The sequence below is a fragment of the Arthrobacter sp. Leaf141 genome (assembly GCF_001424565.1).
In the GTDB taxonomy this organism is placed as follows: Bacteria; Actinomycetota; Actinomycetes; order Actinomycetales; family Micrococcaceae; genus Arthrobacter.
This window is the reverse complement of record NZ_LMOL01000017.1, coordinates 30034-47235: the sequence shown is the minus strand read 5'-3', so window position 1 is coordinate 47235 and position 17202 is coordinate 30034. Positions and strand designations below refer to the sequence as shown.

The window sequence follows — 17202 nt, the reverse complement described above, 5'->3', positions numbered from 1 at the left end:
CCGGCACCGAATCCCGGCCCGGCACCGGAAACCCGGCCGGCACCGGAAACCCAGCCAGCACCGGAAACCCGGCCCGGATCAGGCGTCCGCGCCCACCGCGACGCTGGACGCCACACCGGCCGGCAGGAACCGCTTGCCGTTGACCCGCTCGGAAGCCCCCACCCGGTCGAGGTACGGCGTGATGCCGCCCAGGAACATGGGCCAGCCCGCGCCAAGGATCATGCAGAGGTCGATGTCCTCCGGCCCGGCCACCACGCCTTCGGCGAGCATCAGGCCGATCTCCTCCGCCAGGGCGTCCTGGGTGCGGCGCAGCACCTGTTCGGCCGTGGACGGCTGGGTCCCGAAGGACATGAGGGCGAGCGTCGAATCGGGGATCCGTCGGGTGCCGTCCACGTCTTCCCAGAGTCCCTTGACGCCGCTGTCGATTAGTTTCTGCAGGTTGGAAGAGACCGGGAAGCGGCTGCCAAAGGCCGTGTTCAGGGATTCCTGGACGTGCTGCGCCACCGGCAGGCCCACCATGGCCAGCAAGGTGAAGGGCGACATGGGCAGGCCCATGGGCCGCAGTGCGGTGTCGGCGGTGTCAGCCGGCGTCCCTTCGTCCAGCGCAGCGGTGACCTCTCCCATCAGGCGCAGGAGGATGCGGTTGACCACAAACGCCGCCGCATCCTTGACCAGCACACCCGTCTTCCGCAGGCCCTTGGCGAGTTCGAAGGCCGTGGCCAGGACCGCGTCGTCGGTCCGCGGGGCCCGGACAATTTCAAGCAGCGGCATGACAGCCACCGGATTGAAGAAGTGGAACCCCACCAGGCGCTCGGGATGCTGCAGGTCCGCCGCCATGGCCGTGACGGACAGCGACGAGGTGTTGGTGGCCAGGATGCACTCGTCCGACACGATGCCTTCGAGCTCGGCAAAGACCTGCTTTTTGACGTTCAGTTCTTCGAAGACCGCTTCGATGACAAAGTCGGCGTCGGCAAACGCGGCCTTGGACACGGATCCTGTCACCAGCGCTTTGGTCCGGTTGGCGGCGTCCTGGCTGATTCGCTTCTTCGCCAGCAGCTTGTCCACTTCGGCGTGTACATAGCCCACGCCCTTGTCCACCCGGGCCTGGTCAATGTCCGTCAGGACCACCGGAACCTTGAGCTGCCGGGCAAAGAGCAGGGCCAGTTGGCCGGCCATCAGGCCCGCGCCCACCACCCCCACTTTCGTGACGGGCCGGGCCAGCTTGCGGTCGGGGGCGCCTGCTGGACGCTTGGACCGCTTCTGGACCAGGTCCAGGAAGGCGTAGACGGTGGAGCGGAATTCGTCGGTCTGCATCAGGTCGGCCAGGGTTTCGCATTCCAGTGCCGCGGACTCGGCCTGCGTCATGGTGCGGTTGGCCGCCATCACGTCCAGGACCTTGCCCGGCGCGGGCGCGGCGTTGGATGTTTTGGCTTCCACCAGCTGCCGGCCCGCCGCCACCGCGGCGTCCCAGCGTCCGGCGGTGGCAGGATCGGCGGGGTCGACGGCGTCGGGACGCTCCGGCACCAGGTCACCGGAGATCACGCGCGCTGCCCACGCCAGGGACTGCTCCACAAAATCGGCGGGTTCGAACAGGGCGTCAGCGATGCCCAGCCCGAAGGCCTGCTGGCCGGTCAGGGTCCGGTTGTTGCTGAGCGGGTTTTCGATCATGACCTTGACGGCGTTTTCGGGGCCGATCAGGCGGGGCAGGATGTAGACGCCGCCCCAGCCGGGCACCAGGCCGATAAAGGCCTCCGGCAAGGCCAGGGCGCCGGCGCCAGTGGAAACGGTGCGGTAAGTGGACTGCAGCGCCACCTCCAGCCCGCCGCCCAGGGCAGCGCCGTTGATGAACGCAAAACTGGGCACCCCCAGGTTGGCTAGGGTGGAGTAGACATCGTGCCCCAGCTGGGCCATCCACAGGCCATGTTCGCGCTGCTCCAGCGACTTCACGGCGGAAAGATCGGCGCCTGCCACCAGGTAGTGGGGCTTTCCGGTCACGCCGACGCCGACGATCTCACCGCGGGCCGCCCGGTCCCGGAGGGCCTCCAGGGCCTGTCCCAGTTCAATGAGGGTATTGGGCCCCAGCGTGGTGGGCTTTGTATGGTCCAGACCGTTGTCCAGCGTGATCAGGGCGAACGTTCCGCCGCCCGGCTTACCGCCCGCAGCTGGGAGCTCGATGTCCTGGACGTAGGAGTGGGTAATGGTCTCGTCGGGGAAGAGGGCTGCCAGTTCCCGGTAATCGGTGGCGCTCATGCGGTGGCTCCTTCGGCGGCGGTTGCGGTTGCGGCGGCGGTGGGTGCGGCGCCGCTGTAGTCGGGGTGGTGCGGGTTTTCCCAGATCACGGTGGCGCCCATGCCCAGGCCCACGCACATGGTGGTGATGCCGTACCGGACTGAAGGGTCGGCCTCGAACTGGTGTGCCAGCTGGGTCATCAGCCGCACCCCGGAGGATGCCAGCGGGTGCCCTACGGCAATGGCACCGCCGTAGCGGTTGACCCGGGGGTCGTCGTCGGCAATGCCGAAGTGGTCCAGGAAGCTCAGGACCTGGACCGCGAAAGCCTCGTTGATCTCGAACAGACCAATGTCGGAGATGTCCAGCCCGGCGTTGCGGAGGGCCTTTTTGGTGGCGGGGACGGGCCCGATGCCCATAACCTCAGGCTCGACGCCGGCATACGCGAAGCTGACCATCCGCATCTTCACGGGCAGGCCAAGTTCGGCGGCGGCTTCCGACGACGCCAGCAGTGCGGCCGTGGCACCGTCGTTCAGGCCCGCTGCGTTGCCGGCCGTGACCCGGCCGTGGGCGCGGAACGGGGTGCGAAGCGCTGCAAGGTCGGCCAGGGTGGTGCCGGGGCGGGGCGGCTCGTCCACGCTGTTGACCGTCCAGCCCTGGCCCGGCTTCTTGGTGGCCACCGGAACCAGGTCCGGCTGGATGTTGCCTGCACCGTAGGCGGCGGCCAGTTTCTCCTGTGAAGCGACGGCGTAAGCATCGGTCCGCTGCTTGGTGATGGCGGGAAAACGGTCGTGCAGGTTTTCTGCGGTGTTACCCATGTTCAGGGCTGCCGGGTCCACCAGCCGTTCGGACATAAAACGCGGGTTGGGGTCCGCCCCGGCACCCATGGGATGGTTGCCCATGTGCTCCACGCCGCCGGCGATGACAACGTCGTAAGCGCCGAACCCGATGCCGCCGGCGGTGGCCGTGACGGCGGTCATGGCCCCGGCGCACATCCTGTCGATGGCGAAACCGGGAACGGTACGCGGGAGCCCCGCCAGGAGTGCGGCGGTGCGGCCCAGGGTGAGTCCCTGGTCGCCGGTCTGGGTGGTGGCGGCAATGGCCACCTCGTCGATCCGCTCTGCCGGCAGTGACGGGTTCCGGCGCATCAGTTCGCGGATGCATTTGACGATCAGGTCATCGGCGCGGGTTCCGGCGTAGATCCCCTTCTCTCCCGCCCGGCCAAAGGGGGTGCGGACGCCGTCGACAAAAACGACGTCGCGGACGGTGCGCTGGGCTGCGCCGCTTCCGTGGTGGCTCACGTATTACTCCTCATCGAGACGGTGCGCCGGCCGCGTGCCGGAGTGCGGCAGTGCCAGGCGTCGGTACACTCGATGTTACTCGTGAGTAACTTAGGCCGCAAGGGCCCTGAGGCAGGCGGCTACTGTCCCGCAGCCACGGCCTGCCGCGGTTCCTTGGGGGGAAGCGGCTGCGGGTGGAGGAACGCCTCGGTGATCAACGGCGCCGTCAGGTCAACCTGCCACTGGCGGGCACCCAGGGCCAGCAGACCGGCTGCGACGCCCTCCGCCGTGATCTCGGCCGGCGGCCGCCAGGACACCCGGCGGAGGGTGTCCGGGGTCAAAAGGTTTTCCAGCGGCAGGTTCAGCTTCTCCGCCAGCTCCTGCAGGGCCGGGCGGGCCGTGGCCAGCCGGGCTGCGGCCTCGGGATCCCTGTCGGCCCAGACGCGCGGCGGCGGCGGGGCGTTGGTGGGCAGGTGCAGCGGCGGCAGGTCCTCCATGGCGCGGGCGGTGGCGATGCAGCGCAGCCACCGCGGTGCTTCACGCTGGGCAGCGCGGCCGTGGAAGCCCTTGGTGCCCAGGAGCTGCGGGACGGTGGTGGGCATGGCCTTGGCTGCCGCCACCAGGGACGAATCGGGGATAAGCCGGCCCGGGGCGACGTCGCGCTTTTGGGCCAGCGAGTCGCGTTCCAGCCAAAGTTCGCGGACAGCGGCCAGCTGGCGCCGGTCCCGGATCTGGTGCAGGCCGGAGGTTTTCCGCCAAGGGTCAACCCGGGGCGGCGCCACACCCCCTGCCAGGATTGCGGCAAACTCCTGCTCGGCGTAGTCCAGTTTGCCGTCGGCTGCCAGCAGTTCGATCAGTTCCTCGCGGAGCTCGGCGAGGACCTCCACGTCCAGGGCCGCGTACCGCAGCCAGGGCTCGGGGAGGGGGCGGGTGGACCAGTCCGCTGCGGAGTGCTCCTTGGCGAGGCCGAAGCCCAGCAGCTGCTCAATCACGGCGGCCAGGCCAACGCGGGGGAGCCCGGCGATGCGGGCGGCGAGTTCGGTGTCGAAGAGCCGGTCCGGCCACATGCCCAGCTCTGACAGGCAGGGCAGGTCCTGGCTGGCGGCGTGCAGGATCCATTCGACGCCGGAGAGGGCGTCGTTGATGATGTCCAGGTTGTCGAACGGCTCGGGGTCGATCAGCCAGGTGCCGGTGCCTTCGCGCCGGATCTGGACCAGGAAGGCGCGCTGGCCGTAGCGGAACCCTGACGCCCGTTCGGCGTCGACCCCTGCAGGCCCCGTGCCGGCGGCGATGGCCGCGGCGCACCGTTCCAGTCCGGCGGCCGTTTCGATGACCAGCGGGACCCCCTCGCGGGGGGTGTCGAGCTCGATGACTTCGGGGATGGGGCTTTCGAAGCCCTCCACCGTGATGTGGGGTGCGGTCTCAGCAGCCGGGTCGCCGGCCGTGGTGTTTTCCGGAATGTTTGGGGTCATGATGCTTCCAGTTTACCGGGCGGCCCGGTTGGGGACTGTCGGGGGACGGTTCGGCATCCTAGTTCCGGCGCCGGTGGGGCAGGGCGGTGACGCCGTCCGGCAGTGGCGGCAGGCCAGCGAACGTGCAGACCATGTCAGACCAGGCCTCAAGGTGCGCTGTCACATCGGCGGTGGCAGGCGTCCAGGATGCGCGGAGTTCGATGTCGATGGTGCCGGGCCGTTCGGAGAGGGTGCCGAAACTTTCGGACAGGACGCGGGTGGCGGTGCCGCCGGCTGCCCGGTAGTCGGCCTTGTGGTTTTCCAGCGCTTCCACCAGCCAGGTCCAGGCAACCGTGCCCAGCATCTCGTCGTTGCCCATCTCGGCTTCCAGCTCTGCCCTGATGTAGGTCACGATGCGGAATTCGCCGTCCCACACGGCCGAGCCGTCGGGGTCGTGCAGGAGGATGAAGCGGCCGGTGGCAAGTTCCGTATCGTCATCGCCAGCGGAACCCGCCGCGGCCGCGAGGGCCATTGCGGCGGGTCCGTGCAGGGCGGTGGCGGCTGTGCCGGCGCCGTGGGCCATGACCTCCGCGCCCAGCGCCACGGCAAAGGGCGCCAGGCGGGCCGGGGCCGGAATCTCGGCCAGGCGCAGTTCCTTGCGGCACTGGGCTTTCCTGAGGGTTCCCAACGCCCGGAGGAAGTCCGGGGGAACCTGGTCAAGTGCGTTCACCTTCGCAGAGTACGCAACGGTGCAGGTGAGCGCCGGAAGGCTCGCCGTTGGCAGCGCTTAGCTGCCCTGGCGGTAGTCCCGAAGTTCATGACGGATCGCGGCGGCAAACGCATCGATGTCCTCCTCGGTGGTGTCGAATGAACACATCCACCGCACTTCCCGTGCAGCCTCATTCCAGTCGTAAAAGCGGAACGAGGCACGCAGGCGGTCAGCCACGCCCTCCGGGAGGACGGCGAAGACACCGTTGGATTCGGTTTTCTGCGTGGGCAGCACCCCGTCGATGCTGTCGACTGCGGCGCGCAGCCTGGTGGCCATGGCATTGGCGTGCGACGCGCTGCGCAGCCACAGGCCGTCCTCGAGCAGCGCGATGAACTGGGCGGACATAAACCGCATTTTCGAAGCCAGCTGCATGTTCATTTTCCGCAGGTACACCAGGCCTGAGGCCGCCTCCGGGTTCAGGGCCACCACCACCTCGCCGAACAACAGGCCGTTTTTGGTGCCGCCGAAGGAGAGGATGTCCACGCCCGCGTCCCTGGTGAAGGCCCGCAGCGGAACCTGGAGGTGGGCTGCGGCGTTGGCCAGCCGGGCGCCGTCCATGTGCAGCTTCATGCCCTTGGCGTGGGCGTGTTCGGCGATGGCCGCCACTTCCTCCGGGGTGTAGCAGGTCCCCAGCTCGGTGGTCTGCGTGATGGAGACGGCCAGCGGCTGGGCCCGGTGTTCATCGCCCCAGCCCCAAGCCTCGCGGTCGATCAGTTCCGGTGTCAGCTTGCCGTCAGGCGTGGGGACGTGCAGGAGCTTGATCCCGCCGATGCGTTCCGGCGCGCCGTTCTCGTCCATGTTGATGTGGGCGGTGGACGCGCAGACGACGGCGCCCCAGCGCGGCAGCAGCGACTGCAGCGCCAGCACGTTGGCGCCGGTTCCGTTGAAGACCGGGAAAGATTCGATGCCTGCGCCGAAGTGTTCGGCCAGCAGGTCCTGCAGCCGGGCGGTGTAGTCGTCCTCGCCGTAGGAGACCTGGTGGCCTTCGTTGGCGGCCGCCAGCGCAGCCAGGACTTCCGGGTGGACGCCGGAATAGTTATCGGATGCGAAGCCGCGGATGTCCGGGTTGTGGAGGCGCGCGGCGGTGGCGGATTCGGCTGTGGTTGTCAAAGGTTTGCTCACACTTTCAGTTTAGGGACAGCCGCAGGCGCCGCGGTGCGGGTCCGCGGCTGCGGGTTGCGCGGCTGCCGGAGGTCAGGGGGCCAGGACCAGCCGGGTGCCATTAAGCTGGTCCGCCGGGGTGGTAAAGAGATTAACGACGGCGGCACCCAGGTCCGCGACGTCGGTGGCGCCGGGAAAGGTCCGGTCGGGATGGCTGCTGCGCAGTTGGTCGTCCACCAGGGCCTTGACCACCAGGACGACGGCGGCCGCGTGCAGTTCGTCCCCCGGGCCGGCATCCCGCCGGAACCCGTCTGCCATGGCCATGGTCCAGGCCTCGGCCGCCGCCTTCGCTGCCACGTAGCTGGCGGTTGCCGCCGTGGGGCGGGTCACCGCGGTAGAGGACACCATGGCGAACCTGCCGGCCGAAGACTTAGCGAGGTCGTCGTAAAACACCCGGGAGACGTTGCGGAGCGTGGTGATGGCGCCGCGCGCCAGGAAGTCCCAGTCCTCGTCCGTCTGGTCCGCGATGCCTTTGGCACCCCGCCAGCCGCCCACCAGGTGGATCACGGCGTCCACCGGCCCGGCGGCCGCCGTGACGTCCGCGCGGAGCTGCCGGACGTCGTCGGGCACTGAAAGGTCGCAGGTGAAGGCGGTGACGCCGGTACCCGCCTGCCGGGCGGCGTCGGCGATCCGGTCCGGATCGGAACCAACGGTGCACACCCGGTGCCCGGCGGCGTGCAGGGCCCGGGCGACTGCTACGCCGGAGGGGCCGCTGCCGCCGGTGACCAGGACGGTTGCCGGCGTGGACCCAAGGCTCACAGCGGCGACCCGCCCGTGAGCCCCGCGGTGGATTCAATGACGGGACGCATCTTCTTCTCCAATGCTTCGTAGAACATGGACAGCGGGAATTCATCGTCAAGGACCTGGTCGGTCAGGCCCCGCGGCGGACCGTCCAGCGGCAGGGCGTCCGGGCCCTTGGCCCAGGCCGATGCCGGGTGGGGCGTGAGGGTGCCGGCCACCAACTGGTAGGCGGCAAGCCAGTGCGCGGTTTTGGGCCGGTCGATGGAGCGCCAGTACAGGTCGTCGATGGTGGTCCCAAGGGCGATCACGGCGTCCGCGACGTTGTCCCAGTCGATGCTGAGGCGGGTGTCCGTCCAATGCAGCACGTGCCGCTGGTGCAGCCAGGCGAAGAGGAGCTGGCCGCCCAGGCCGTCGTAGTTGCGGACCCGGCTGCCGGTGATGGCGAACCGGAAGATCCTGTCGAAGATGATGGCGTACTGCACCAGCCTGGCGTGCCGGCGGGCTTCCGGATCGGCATTTTCGTCCTTGTCGATGCGGACCGACTCGCGGAACGCCGTGAGGTCGCAGCGGAGTTCCTCCAGCGAGTACAGGAAAAACGGCATCCGCTGTTTGATCATGAACGGGTCGAAGGGCAGGTCGCCGCGCATGTGGGTGCGGTCGTGGATAAGGTCCCACATCACGAAGGTGGCCTCCGTGAGGTCCTGGTCCGCGAGCAGTTCCGCGGCACCCGCCGGAAGTTCCAGGCCCGTGATGCCTGCGGCGGCTTTAAGGACCCGGCGGAACCGCACTGCCTCGCGGTCGGCGAAAATGGCGCCCCACGTGAACGTGGGAGTGGTGCTGACGGCAACCGTTTCGGGGAACAGGACCGCGGAGTTGGTGTCGTAGCCTGCGGTGAAGTCCACAAAACGGATGGGGACAAACAGCTTGTTGGAGTAGTCCCCGGCTTCCAGCGCGGCGATGAATTCGGGCCAGATCACTTCAAGGAGGACTGCTTCGACCAAGCGGCTGCTGCTGCCGTTCTGGGTGTACATCGGGAAGATGACCAGGTGCTGCAGGCCGTTCACGCGCTGCTCCTGTGGCTGGAAGGCCAGCAGGGATGCCAGGAAGTCAGGCACGGCGAAGCCGGCCGCAGCCCAGCCGTCGAAATCGGTGCACACGGCGGCCAGATACCGGGCATCGTGCGGGAAGGCCGGGGCCAGGGCGCCGATCGCGGCAATGATGTCCTCGACGTGTGCTGCCGCTGCGGGATGGTCCGCCGGATCCGGGACTGAACCGTCCTGTGCCTGCAGGGCCTGCAGGGTGCCGGCCGCCGCCTTGAGTGCGGTCCAGTCCGGGTTGTCGGCGGAGATCCCGGCGATGGCGGTGGTGATGGTTTCAGTCATCGGAGGCTGCCTTCCTGATTGCTTTAGGTCTGCAAAAAGCGTAGCAAGCAACCAGAAGAACTAATCTAAAATACGGCTTAGCCTAAGAAATACTATTGCTCAATGGCCGGGCCGGTCTGGTGAGACCGGCCCGGCGCTAAGGGATCAGGCGCCCGTTGACCCGGGACTGGCCGGCAGGCCGGTTTCCTTTTCCACCAGCTTGAGCGATACCGAGTTGATGCAGAACCGCTGGTCAGTGGGGTTGTTGTAGCCCTCACCCTCAAACACGTGGCCCAGGTGCGAGTCGCACGTGGCGCAGCGCACCTCGATGCGCTCCATACCCAGGGTCCGGTCGTGGATGTAGCGGACGGTGCCGTCCGCCAGCGGGGCCCAGAAGGAAGGCCAGCCACAGTGTGAGTCGAACTTCTCGTTGCTGGTGAAAAGCTCGGTGCCGCAGGCCCTGCACTGGTAGACGCCCGAGGTGTGGGTGTCCCAGTACTCACCCGTGTAGGGGCGCTCGGTGCCGGCCTTGCGCAGGACCTGGTACTCCTCGGGAGTCAGTTCCTGCCGCCACTGGGCATCGCTCTTTTCAACGCTGGGACCTGCGGGGGTTGCGTCGTCACCGGTTCCTGCCGGGGCGGGGACCGCGGTGGTTGCCTGTTTTTTGAAAATGCTGTTGCCGAAGATGCTCATAGTCGTTGCAACGCTCAGGAGTCGCCGATAAATCCCGAACCCGCGTACAGGTGCAGGACGGGAACACCCAGCTGGTCCTGTGCCTTGTTGGCCCAATCGGTGTGGAAGGTGTCCGCCACGGCGTGCGGGCGGGTGATCACCACGGCCTGGGTGGCGCCGGAATCGCGGACCTTTGCCACCAGGGCGTCAACCGCGCGGACGTCCACCACCTCGCCGGTGACGCCGGAGCCGAGGCCCGACAACGCCTCAAGGGAGACGGCAAGGGTTTCGGCGGCCTGGGCGCGTTCCGTACCGGGGTCCGGGGTCGAGGAGGTGAGGTCCCTGAAGGCTTTGGCAATGTCCAGCATGGAGAGGTTCTCCAGGAAGTCCACCAGCAGATGCCGTTCCGTATTGGCAGGAACAAGCAGCAGCAGCGTCGAATCAGCTCCGTCCACCAGGCGCTCGATGTTCAGGCGGTCGTCCGCCCCCAGGGGTTCTTCGGTCAGGATGACGATGGGATCACTCATGGCCTTAGCCTAGTCCTGCGCACCTGGGGCCGCACGCCCGGGCCGCGGCACGCACCGCCGGCAAAATGCGGGCAACACCGCAGGGGGCGGTAAGAATAGGAGCATGGCTTCTTCGCAGCGCACCCGCCGTTCCCGCACCGCCGCCTCCCCGGAGCCCGCCAGGATGTCGCTGCGGACCAAATGGGCCATTGGCGGCACGATCGGCGGCGGAGCCCTGGCAGGGTTGCTGGCCACCGGTTCTTCGGCGCTCGCCGTGTACTTTGCCCGTCGGGTCATCACCCCCGCCCGGCAGCGTACGGCGGACCAGGAAGTGCTGGCCGTCATCCGGGACGGGCAGGCCCGGCAGGTGATCTTCGCCGCCAGCGACGACACCACCGTGGAGGGTACGTACGGGTTTTATTTCGACGGCGGCAAAGGGCACGCGCGCATCGGCCGGATCATTTCCTACTCGCCGGCCGAACGGACGGTGCTGCGGGAGGTTGAAGCGGTGTACAGCGGCGACCTGGAAAAGGCCCGCTGGGGCTGGTGGAGCGGTGCGCTCCACCCTGACCCGGCCGCCGCGGGGTATCCCGCGGAGGACGTCCTGATTGACGTTGACCGGGGCCAGGCCCCAGCGTGGCTGGTCCGGGCCGGGGGCAACCCCCGGACGTGGGCCATCATGGTGCACGGCAGGGGCGCCAGCAGGCAGGAGGCGCTGCGGGCCGTGGGCCCGGCGCTGGAACTGGGGCTGACCAGCCTGCTGGTGTCCTACCGCAACGACGGGCTGGCACCGTCGGCGGACGACGGCCGGTACGGGCTCGGCTCCACCGAATGGCAGGACATCGAGGCAGCCATCGGGTACGCGCTGGCGAACGGTGCACAAGAAATTGTGCTCTTCGGCTGGTCGATGGGCGGCGCCATCTGCCTGCAGACCGCGGACCTCTCCCGCTACCGCCACCTCATCCGCGCCATGGTGCTGGATGCACCGGTGATCGACTGGGTCAACGTCCTGGCCCACCACGCCCAGCTGAACCGCATTCCTTCCCTGGTGGGACGCTACGGGCAGCTGATGCTCGGCCACCCACTGGGCCGCCGGCTCACCGGCCTGTCTGCCCCCGTGGACCTCAAAGCCATGGACTGGGTGTCCCGGGCCGTGGAACTGCGGACGCCCACCCTGATCCTGCACAGTGTGGACGACGAGTACGTCCCCTACCCGCCATCCACCCTGCTGGCCGAGCGGAACCCGGAGATGGTGACGTTCGAGCCGTTCAGCCGGGCCCGGCACACCAAGGAATGGAACGTGGATCCGGAACGCTGGGAGCGGCTGGTGAAGGCGTGGCTGCGGCAGCAGCTGGCACCCCGCCGTAACCCCGGGGCCAACTGACGGGCCCGTCCTGCGGGCAGCGGGCTAACTTCCGCCGGGTTGCAGGGCATCGTCCTGCCACGCCGTCACGTTTCGCCACACGGCAAGGCGTCCCACCGCGGCGGACGCACCCACCGTGGCCCAGAAACCCAGCGCAGCCAGCGTCCAGCCCAGCCCCAGCAGGCCGCCCAGGACCCAATAGGTGAGGGTTGGCACGGCGAAAAAAGCCGCCACATGCAGCCACTGGTTCTGCACGGGCCGCAGCAGGAACGCCAGCAGGGCCGCCAGCGGCGTGGCCACCAACAACGCGGTCCCGAAACCGTAGACCACCAGCATCATGATCATGCCAGGCACAAAGTTCGCGCCGCCATCAGCCTGCCGGGACGAGATAATTTCCTGCGTCACCTGGACAATGCACAGGCCCGCCACCCACAGCACCACGGCAATCAGCCAGCCTTTGATAAAAGCGAACGGACCCAGGACCACCGGCGTCCTGCCGCCCGGCCTGCGCTCACGTCCACCGGAGGGCCCGCCGTCCGGCCCGCCCTCCGGTGGACGTGCCGCCTGGTGCTCAGGCACGCGAGCCGATGGCCGCCGTGACGGCAGACGTAAGCCGGACCAGGTCAGCCGGCGCCAGTTCGATGTCCAGGCCCCGCCTGCCGCCGGAGACCAGCACGGTGGCCAAAGCCAGGGCACTGCTGTCCAGGACGGTGGGGGAGGGCAGCCGCTGGCCCAGGGGCGAGATGCCGCCCAGCACGTAGCCCGTGCGGCGCTGGGCCGCAGCCGGGTCAGCCATGGCGGCTTTTTTGGCTCCCAGGGCAGCTGCGATGGCCTTCAGGTCCAGGGTCCCGCTGACGGGGACGATGCCCACGGCCAGCCTGCCTTCAACATCCACCATGAGTGTTTTGAAAACCCGGGCCGGGTCCACGCCCAGGGCCTGCGCGGCCTCGGTCCCGTAACTGGGCGCTGCCGGATCATGCGTATACGGGTGCAGCACAAAGGGAACCCCTGCCGCGGCAAGTGCCGCTGTTGCAGGAGTTCCCTGTGAGGTGTTCTTCCGTGCCATAAGACTGCGTCAGCGGCCGATGCCCGACGCTGCGGAGACCTTGCGCTTGATCCGGCCCAGCATGGCCGTCATGCCGCGCATCCGCAGCGGCGTGATGGCCCGCGTGAGGCCCAGCAGCTCCGGCATGTCATCCGGCACCGCCAGGATCTGCTCCGCGGAGAGCCCGTCCAGGCCCTCGTGCAGGACCCCGGCGAAGCCCCGCGTGGTGGGGGCTTCGACCGGTGCCTTGAAGTACAAGTGGACGGGGCTGGCCGGACCGGCGTTCTTTTCCGTTTCAATGGTCAGGAACAGCGGCGACTGGCACTCCACCACCTGCTCCAGCAGCTCGGGGTGGTCCTTGAGCCGGTCCGGAAGCTGGGGGAGTCCCTCCGAGAATTCCAGCAGCAGCTGCAGCCGTTCAGGCTCGGTGAGGGCCTGGAAGTCGTCAACGATTGCCGCCAGGGCGGAAGGCAGGGCTTGAGTAGTCATCAGCCCAAGTCTACGTCGACGGCGGGTCAGACTCCCGTTGTGACGGCCACGGAGCCGCGCTCGGCGCCCTTGACGATGGGGACGCGCACGGCGTTGCCCCATTCAGTCCAGGAACCGTCGTAGTTGCGGACCGACTCGAAGCCCAGGAGGTACTTGAGGGCGAACCAGGTGTGGCTGGAACGCTCGCCGATCCGGCAGTACGCCACAACATCGTCGCCTTCGGTGAGCCCGGCCTCGCCGAGGTACAGGGCCTCAAGCTCGGCGCGGTCCCGGAACGTGCCGTCAGGTGCGGCGGCCCGAGCCCACGGGATGGACGCTGCGGTGGGAATGTGGCCGCCGCGCAGGGCGCCCTCTTCCGGGTAAGCGGGCATGTGGGTCCGCTGCCCGGTGTACTCCTCGGGGGAGCGGACATCGATCAGGGGCTTGCCCAGGTGTGCCAGGACATCGTCCTTGAACGCACGGATGGGGGCGTCGTTGCGCTCAACCTCGGGGTACGTGCCGGCTGTCGGGGACGGCCTGTCCCGGGTCAGTTCCCGCTCCTCCGCCACCCACTTGTCCCGGCCGCCGTCGAGCAGGCGGACGTCCTGGTGCCCAAAGAGGGTGAATACCCAGAGGGCGTAGGCTGCCCACCAGTTGGACTTGTCGCCATAGATGACCACGGTGCTGTCGCGCGAGATGCCCTTGGCTGCGGCCAGGGCCGCGAACGCGGCGCCGTCAACGTAGTCACGGGTGACGTCGTCGTTGAGGTCGGTGTGCCAGTCGATCTTTACGGCGCCGGGGATGTGGCCGGTCTCGTACAGCAGGACGTCCTCGTCGGATTCCACCACCACCAGGCCGCCGTTCTCCACGGCGCCGTCGGCCAGGGCGGCGGCGAGCCACTCGGTGGAAACCAGGCGTTCGGGGTGGGCGTAGGCTGCGAACTTGTCGTTCTGTTCAACCGCGTAGGGCATGTTTTGGCCTTTCATTGAGAACACGGGAGCACCGCGGGACCGGCATTGGGACCTGCTCCCACCCTAGCCAGCGCCCGGAACGATGTCCGTATTCCGTTAACAGGGCGAAATGTTGCCTTGGTCACGCCGCCGTGGTCCCCCGGCGGCAGCACCCGTCCGCGCCGGGCATTGCCGGTATCATTTCCCGGGACCACCCACCAGCAGAACGGACCACCTTGGTACAGATCGAACAGCTCGCCGCCCGCACACCGGCGGTGTCGGTGGATGAACTCCTCAAAGGGTTCTTCCCGTCGCCGCGGTTCGGCCAGGTGTCCTTTGAAAGCTACCGGCCGGATCCCAACCAGCCCAGCCAGGCCGCTGCTGTCCACGCCCTGCAGGGCTTCGCCGAAGGCGTCGGTACCGGCGGCGGGGGTGGCCTGTTCAAGAAGCTGTTCGGCAAAAAGGACGAATCCCGTGCGGGCATCTACCTTGACGGCGGATTCGGTGTGGGCAAAACCCACCTCCTCGCCTCACTCTGGCACCTGGCCCCGGGCCCCAAGGCGTTCGGCACCTTTGTGGAGTACACCAACCTGGTGGGGGCGCTGTCCTTCCGCAAGACCGTGGAGGCCCTGAGCAGCTACAAACTGGTCTGCATTGACGAGTTCGAACTTGACGACCCGGGCGACACCGTCCTGATGTCCCGCCTGATGCGGGAACTGGCCGACGCCGGCGTGAAGCTCGCTGCGACGTCCAACACCCTGCCTGGTTCCCTGGGCGACGGCCGGTTCGCCGCCGTGGATTTCCAGCGCGAGATCCAGGTCCTGGCGGACCAGTTCGACGTGCTGCGGATCGACGGCGAGGATTTCCGGCACCGCGGCCTGCCCGCCGCCCCCGCCCCGCTGAAAAACAGCGACCTCTCGGCCCACGTAAAAGCAGAGTTTGCCGGCAAGACGGTGGCCGACGATGAGTTCAGCACCCTGCTTGCGCACCTGGCCGGGGTGCACCCCAGCCGGTACCGGCAGTTGATCAGCGGCATCGACGGGATCGTGTGGCGCAACGTGGAAACCATCACCGAGCAGTCCGTGGCCCTCCGGTTTGTGGTCCTGGCCGACAGGCTATACGACAAGGACGTGCCCATCCTCGCCAGCGGCGTGCCGTTCGACAAGCTGTTCACCGAGGAAATGATGACCGGCGGGTACATGAAGAAGTACTTCCGTGCGGTTTCCCGGCTCACGGCACTGGCCCGGGAAGGCCAGAACCACGAACCGTCCTGACCCGTCTGCTGCAGGCGGCCGCCGGTTTCAGTCCGCTGCCTGCCTGTCCGGGCGGAGTGCTGCGCGCACCACCAGCCCTGCCACCAGGGCCCAGAAGGCAGAGCCGATGCCGGCAAAGGCCAGCCCGGACGCTGCCATCAGGAACGTAACGGCCGGAGCGATCCGGTCTTCCGGGTCCGCCAGGGCCGATGAGATGGAGCCTGCCAGGGTGCCCAGCAGCGCAAGCCCCGCTACGGCTTCGAGCATTCCGGCTGGTGCCGCGCTGACCAGGGTGACCAGGGCGGCCGAGAAGGCTGCCAGCACCAGGTAGGCCAGCCCGGAGGTGAAGCCGGCCAGCCAGCGCCGGCTCCGGTCAGCGCCCGCTTCTTCCCCCGCTGCGAGGGCGGCGCTCAAGGCTGCGAGGTTGATCGCGTGGCCGCCGAAGGGCGCCCCGAGCACCGTCCCTGCACCGGTGACCAGCATCGAGGGCCGCCACGGGGTTTCGTAGCCAAAGGACCGGAGCACCGCCACGCCCGGGATGTTCTGGGATGCCATGGTCACCACAAACAGCGGCAGGGCGATCCCGGCCATGGCCTGGAGGCTGAAAGCGGGCGCCGTCCACACCAGGGCAGGCAGGAGGGCGCCGTCGCCCAGGCCTGTACCCGTGGCGGCCAGCGAGATCCCGATGACCCCGAGCGCCACCACCAGGGCCGCCGGAACAGACCAGCGCGGCGCAAACTTCATCATGGCCAGCCAGCAGATGATCACCGGGGCCACAAACAGGGGAACACTGCCCAGTGCCTTGAATGGTGCCAGGCACAGCTGCAGGAGCACACCGGCCAGCATGGCCTGCGCCAGCGACGTGGGAATCCTGGCCATCAGCCGGCCGAGGGCGGGCACCAGGCCCGTCATGGCGATCAGTACCCCCGTCGCCAGGAAGGCGCCGACGGCGGCCGGCCACCCGCCGTCGACCGCTCCCGACGTTGCCAGCAAGGCCGCCCCGGGGGTGGACCAGGCGAGGGTCACCGGCACTTTGGCGCGGAAGGACAGGACCAGGACGCCCAAGCCAACGGCCAGCGTTACGGCCAGCAGGCCGGATGCGGCCTGGCCGGCATCCGCGCCCACCGCACGAAGGCCCGCCAGGACCACGGCGAACGATGAGGTGAAGCCCACCAGCGCGGTAACGGTTCCGGCCACGATCGGACGGGAATCCATTCCGGAAAGCCTGCGTGCCGGTTGCTGCCGCGGTGGTGCGGGTAATTTCGCCATGAGGGCAGGTTACCGGCGCGGCCGGGCGGACGGTGAATCGGTCCCGCTGGGCGGTAGCTGCCTGATTAAACGCCAAAGGCGCGGGCGCCGCCTCCCGGCGGGACCCGCGCCCCCTTGACGTGCTAGGGCAAAACCCTGGCCGAATCCTTTACGGAGCCCTGTCAACCGGCGGAACCGGGTTCACAGGGGCCGGCGGAACCTGCTCATTGGCAGGTGCCTGACCGGGGGTACCGTTTTTGTCCACGAGTTTGGAAGCGCCATCCTGGATTTTGTCCACATGACCGGCGTACTTTCCGCCCGTCTTGGTATCAACAAAATCGCCGGCCTTGGTGATGCCGTTCTTGATGGCCTGCTCGTTTCCATGGATAAGACCCTGAGCCTTGCCCTTTAGATCGTCAATCAGTCCCACGAGCACCTCCCTTCAATCGCGGAGCCAGGTCGCTCCTCCGCCTTCGATCCTAGCCCCGGAACCAGCAGGTGCCAAGGAAAACAGTGGGTTTAGCTGTTCGCCCGCAGCGGATGCCAGTGGCTGGCGGGTGTCGAAAGGGCACAAAAAAGCAGCTCCGGAAGAGCTGCTGCAAGTGTGGGCGATACTGGGATCGAACCAGTGACCTCTTCCGTGTCAGGGAAGCGCGCTACCGCTGCGCCAATCGCCCGGAACCGGGAAAACCGGTCAATGGGATTTCA

General features: G+C 68.0%; 17 protein-coding genes and 1 tRNA gene. 2 read left to right on the top strand and 16 right to left on the bottom strand.

Annotation, left to right across the window (positions count from 1 at the left end):
* Positions 1–78 precede the first annotated feature (78 nt).
* The 9 genes from ASF72_RS13650 to ASF72_RS13610 all read right to left on the bottom strand — a co-directional run bounded on the left by ASF72_RS13650 (position 79) and on the right by ASF72_RS13610 (position 10188).
* Positions 79–2250 (bottom strand): 3-hydroxyacyl-CoA dehydrogenase NAD-binding domain-containing protein, encoded by a 2172-nt coding sequence (locus ASF72_RS13650; protein WP_056599762.1) that lies wholly within the window; start codon positions 2248–2250, stop codon positions 79–81.
* Entirely contained in the window at positions 2247–3527 is a 1281-nt protein-coding gene (locus tag ASF72_RS13645) for a thiolase family protein (RefSeq protein ID WP_056599759.1), read from the bottom strand. The genes ASF72_RS13650 and ASF72_RS13645 overlap by 4 nt, the downstream gene beginning before the upstream one ends.
* Positions 3528–3646: 119 nt before the next feature.
* Positions 3647–4978 carry an HRDC domain-containing protein gene (locus ASF72_RS13640; protein WP_056599757.1) on the bottom strand — a complete coding sequence of 444 codons (1332 nt, stop codon included), beginning with the start codon at positions 4976–4978 and terminating at the stop codon, positions 3647–3649.
* 58 nt (positions 4979–5036) lie between these two features.
* A complete protein-coding gene (locus ASF72_RS13635; protein ID WP_056599754.1) occupies positions 5037–5687 on the bottom strand; it encodes a DUF3000 domain-containing protein in 651 nt (216 codons plus the stop codon).
* A 57-nt stretch (positions 5688–5744) separates the two neighbouring features.
* The gene (locus ASF72_RS13630) at positions 5745–6836 is read right to left on the bottom strand and encodes a threonine aldolase family protein (protein WP_056599751.1); all 1092 of its coding nucleotides are present in this window, start codon (positions 6834–6836) and stop codon (positions 5745–5747) included.
* Positions 6837–6920: 84 nt separating this feature from the next.
* Positions 6921–7646: an SDR family oxidoreductase gene (locus ASF72_RS13625; RefSeq protein ID WP_056599749.1), complete on the bottom strand. Its 726-nt coding sequence runs from the start codon at positions 7644–7646 to the stop codon at positions 6921–6923.
* A complete protein-coding gene (locus tag ASF72_RS13620; protein WP_056599748.1) occupies positions 7643–9010 on the bottom strand; it encodes a DUF6421 family protein in 1368 nt (455 codons plus the stop codon). The genes ASF72_RS13625 and ASF72_RS13620 overlap by 4 nt, the downstream gene beginning before the upstream one ends.
* A gap of 144 nt (positions 9011–9154) precedes the next feature.
* Positions 9155–9682 (bottom strand): peptide-methionine (R)-S-oxide reductase MsrB, encoded by a 528-nt coding sequence (gene msrB, locus ASF72_RS13615; protein WP_082178153.1) that lies wholly within the window; start codon positions 9680–9682, stop codon positions 9155–9157.
* A 14-nt stretch (positions 9683–9696) separates the two neighbouring features.
* Complete coding sequence (locus ASF72_RS13610) at positions 9697–10188, bottom strand: hypothetical protein (protein ID WP_056599747.1); 492 nt, start codon at positions 10186–10188, stop codon at positions 9697–9699.
* Positions 10189–10291: 103 nt separating this feature from the next.
* Between ASF72_RS13610 and ASF72_RS13605 the strand changes: the two genes are divergently transcribed.
* Positions 10292–11551, top strand: coding sequence for an alpha/beta hydrolase family protein (locus ASF72_RS13605; RefSeq protein WP_050684056.1), 1260 nt, complete (start codon positions 10292–10294; stop codon positions 11549–11551).
* A 24-nt stretch (positions 11552–11575) separates the two neighbouring features.
* Here ASF72_RS13605 and ASF72_RS13600 read toward each other — a convergent pair whose 3' ends face one another.
* The 4 genes from ASF72_RS13600 to ASF72_RS13585 are packed head-to-tail and all read right to left on the bottom strand — an operon-like array spanning position 11576 to position 14014.
* Positions 11576–12109, bottom strand: a complete 534-nt coding sequence (locus ASF72_RS13600) for a hypothetical protein (protein ID WP_157370989.1) — start codon at positions 12107–12109, stop codon at positions 11576–11578.
* The gene (gene ybaK / locus ASF72_RS13595) at positions 12102–12596 is read right to left on the bottom strand and encodes a Cys-tRNA(Pro) deacylase (RefSeq protein WP_050684058.1); all 495 of its coding nucleotides are present in this window, start codon (positions 12594–12596) and stop codon (positions 12102–12104) included. Before ybaK ends, ASF72_RS13600 begins: the two co-directional genes overlap by 8 nt.
* Positions 12597–12605: 9 nt before the next feature.
* On the bottom strand, positions 12606–13064 hold the full coding sequence (locus tag ASF72_RS13590) for a SufE family protein (RefSeq protein WP_050684059.1): 459 nt from the start codon (positions 13062–13064) through the stop codon (positions 12606–12608).
* Between the two features lie 26 nt (positions 13065–13090).
* Positions 13091–14014, bottom strand: a complete 924-nt coding sequence (locus ASF72_RS13585) for a sulfurtransferase (RefSeq protein WP_056599744.1) — start codon at positions 14012–14014, stop codon at positions 13091–13093.
* Between the two features lie 215 nt (positions 14015–14229).
* Here ASF72_RS13585 and zapE point away from each other — a divergent pair, with 215 nt between their 5' ends.
* Complete coding sequence (gene zapE, locus ASF72_RS13580; protein ID WP_050684118.1) at positions 14230–15267, top strand: cell division protein ZapE; 1038 nt, start codon at positions 14230–14232, stop codon at positions 15265–15267.
* Between the two features lie 27 nt (positions 15268–15294).
* On the opposite strand, the gene ASF72_RS13575 is transcribed toward zapE, so the two are convergent.
* The 3 genes from ASF72_RS13575 to ASF72_RS13565 form a co-directional block, all read right to left on the bottom strand.
* Entirely contained in the window at positions 15295–16461 is a 1167-nt protein-coding gene (locus ASF72_RS13575; RefSeq protein ID WP_050684061.1) for a benzoate/H(+) symporter BenE family transporter, read from the bottom strand.
* A 202-nt stretch (positions 16462–16663) separates the two neighbouring features.
* A complete protein-coding gene (locus tag ASF72_RS13570; protein ID WP_050684119.1) occupies positions 16664–16924 on the bottom strand; it encodes an antitoxin in 261 nt (86 codons plus the stop codon).
* Between the two features lie 175 nt (positions 16925–17099).
* A tRNA-Val gene (locus tag ASF72_RS13565) sits at positions 17100–17171 on the bottom strand.
* Positions 17172–17202 lie beyond the last annotated feature (31 nt).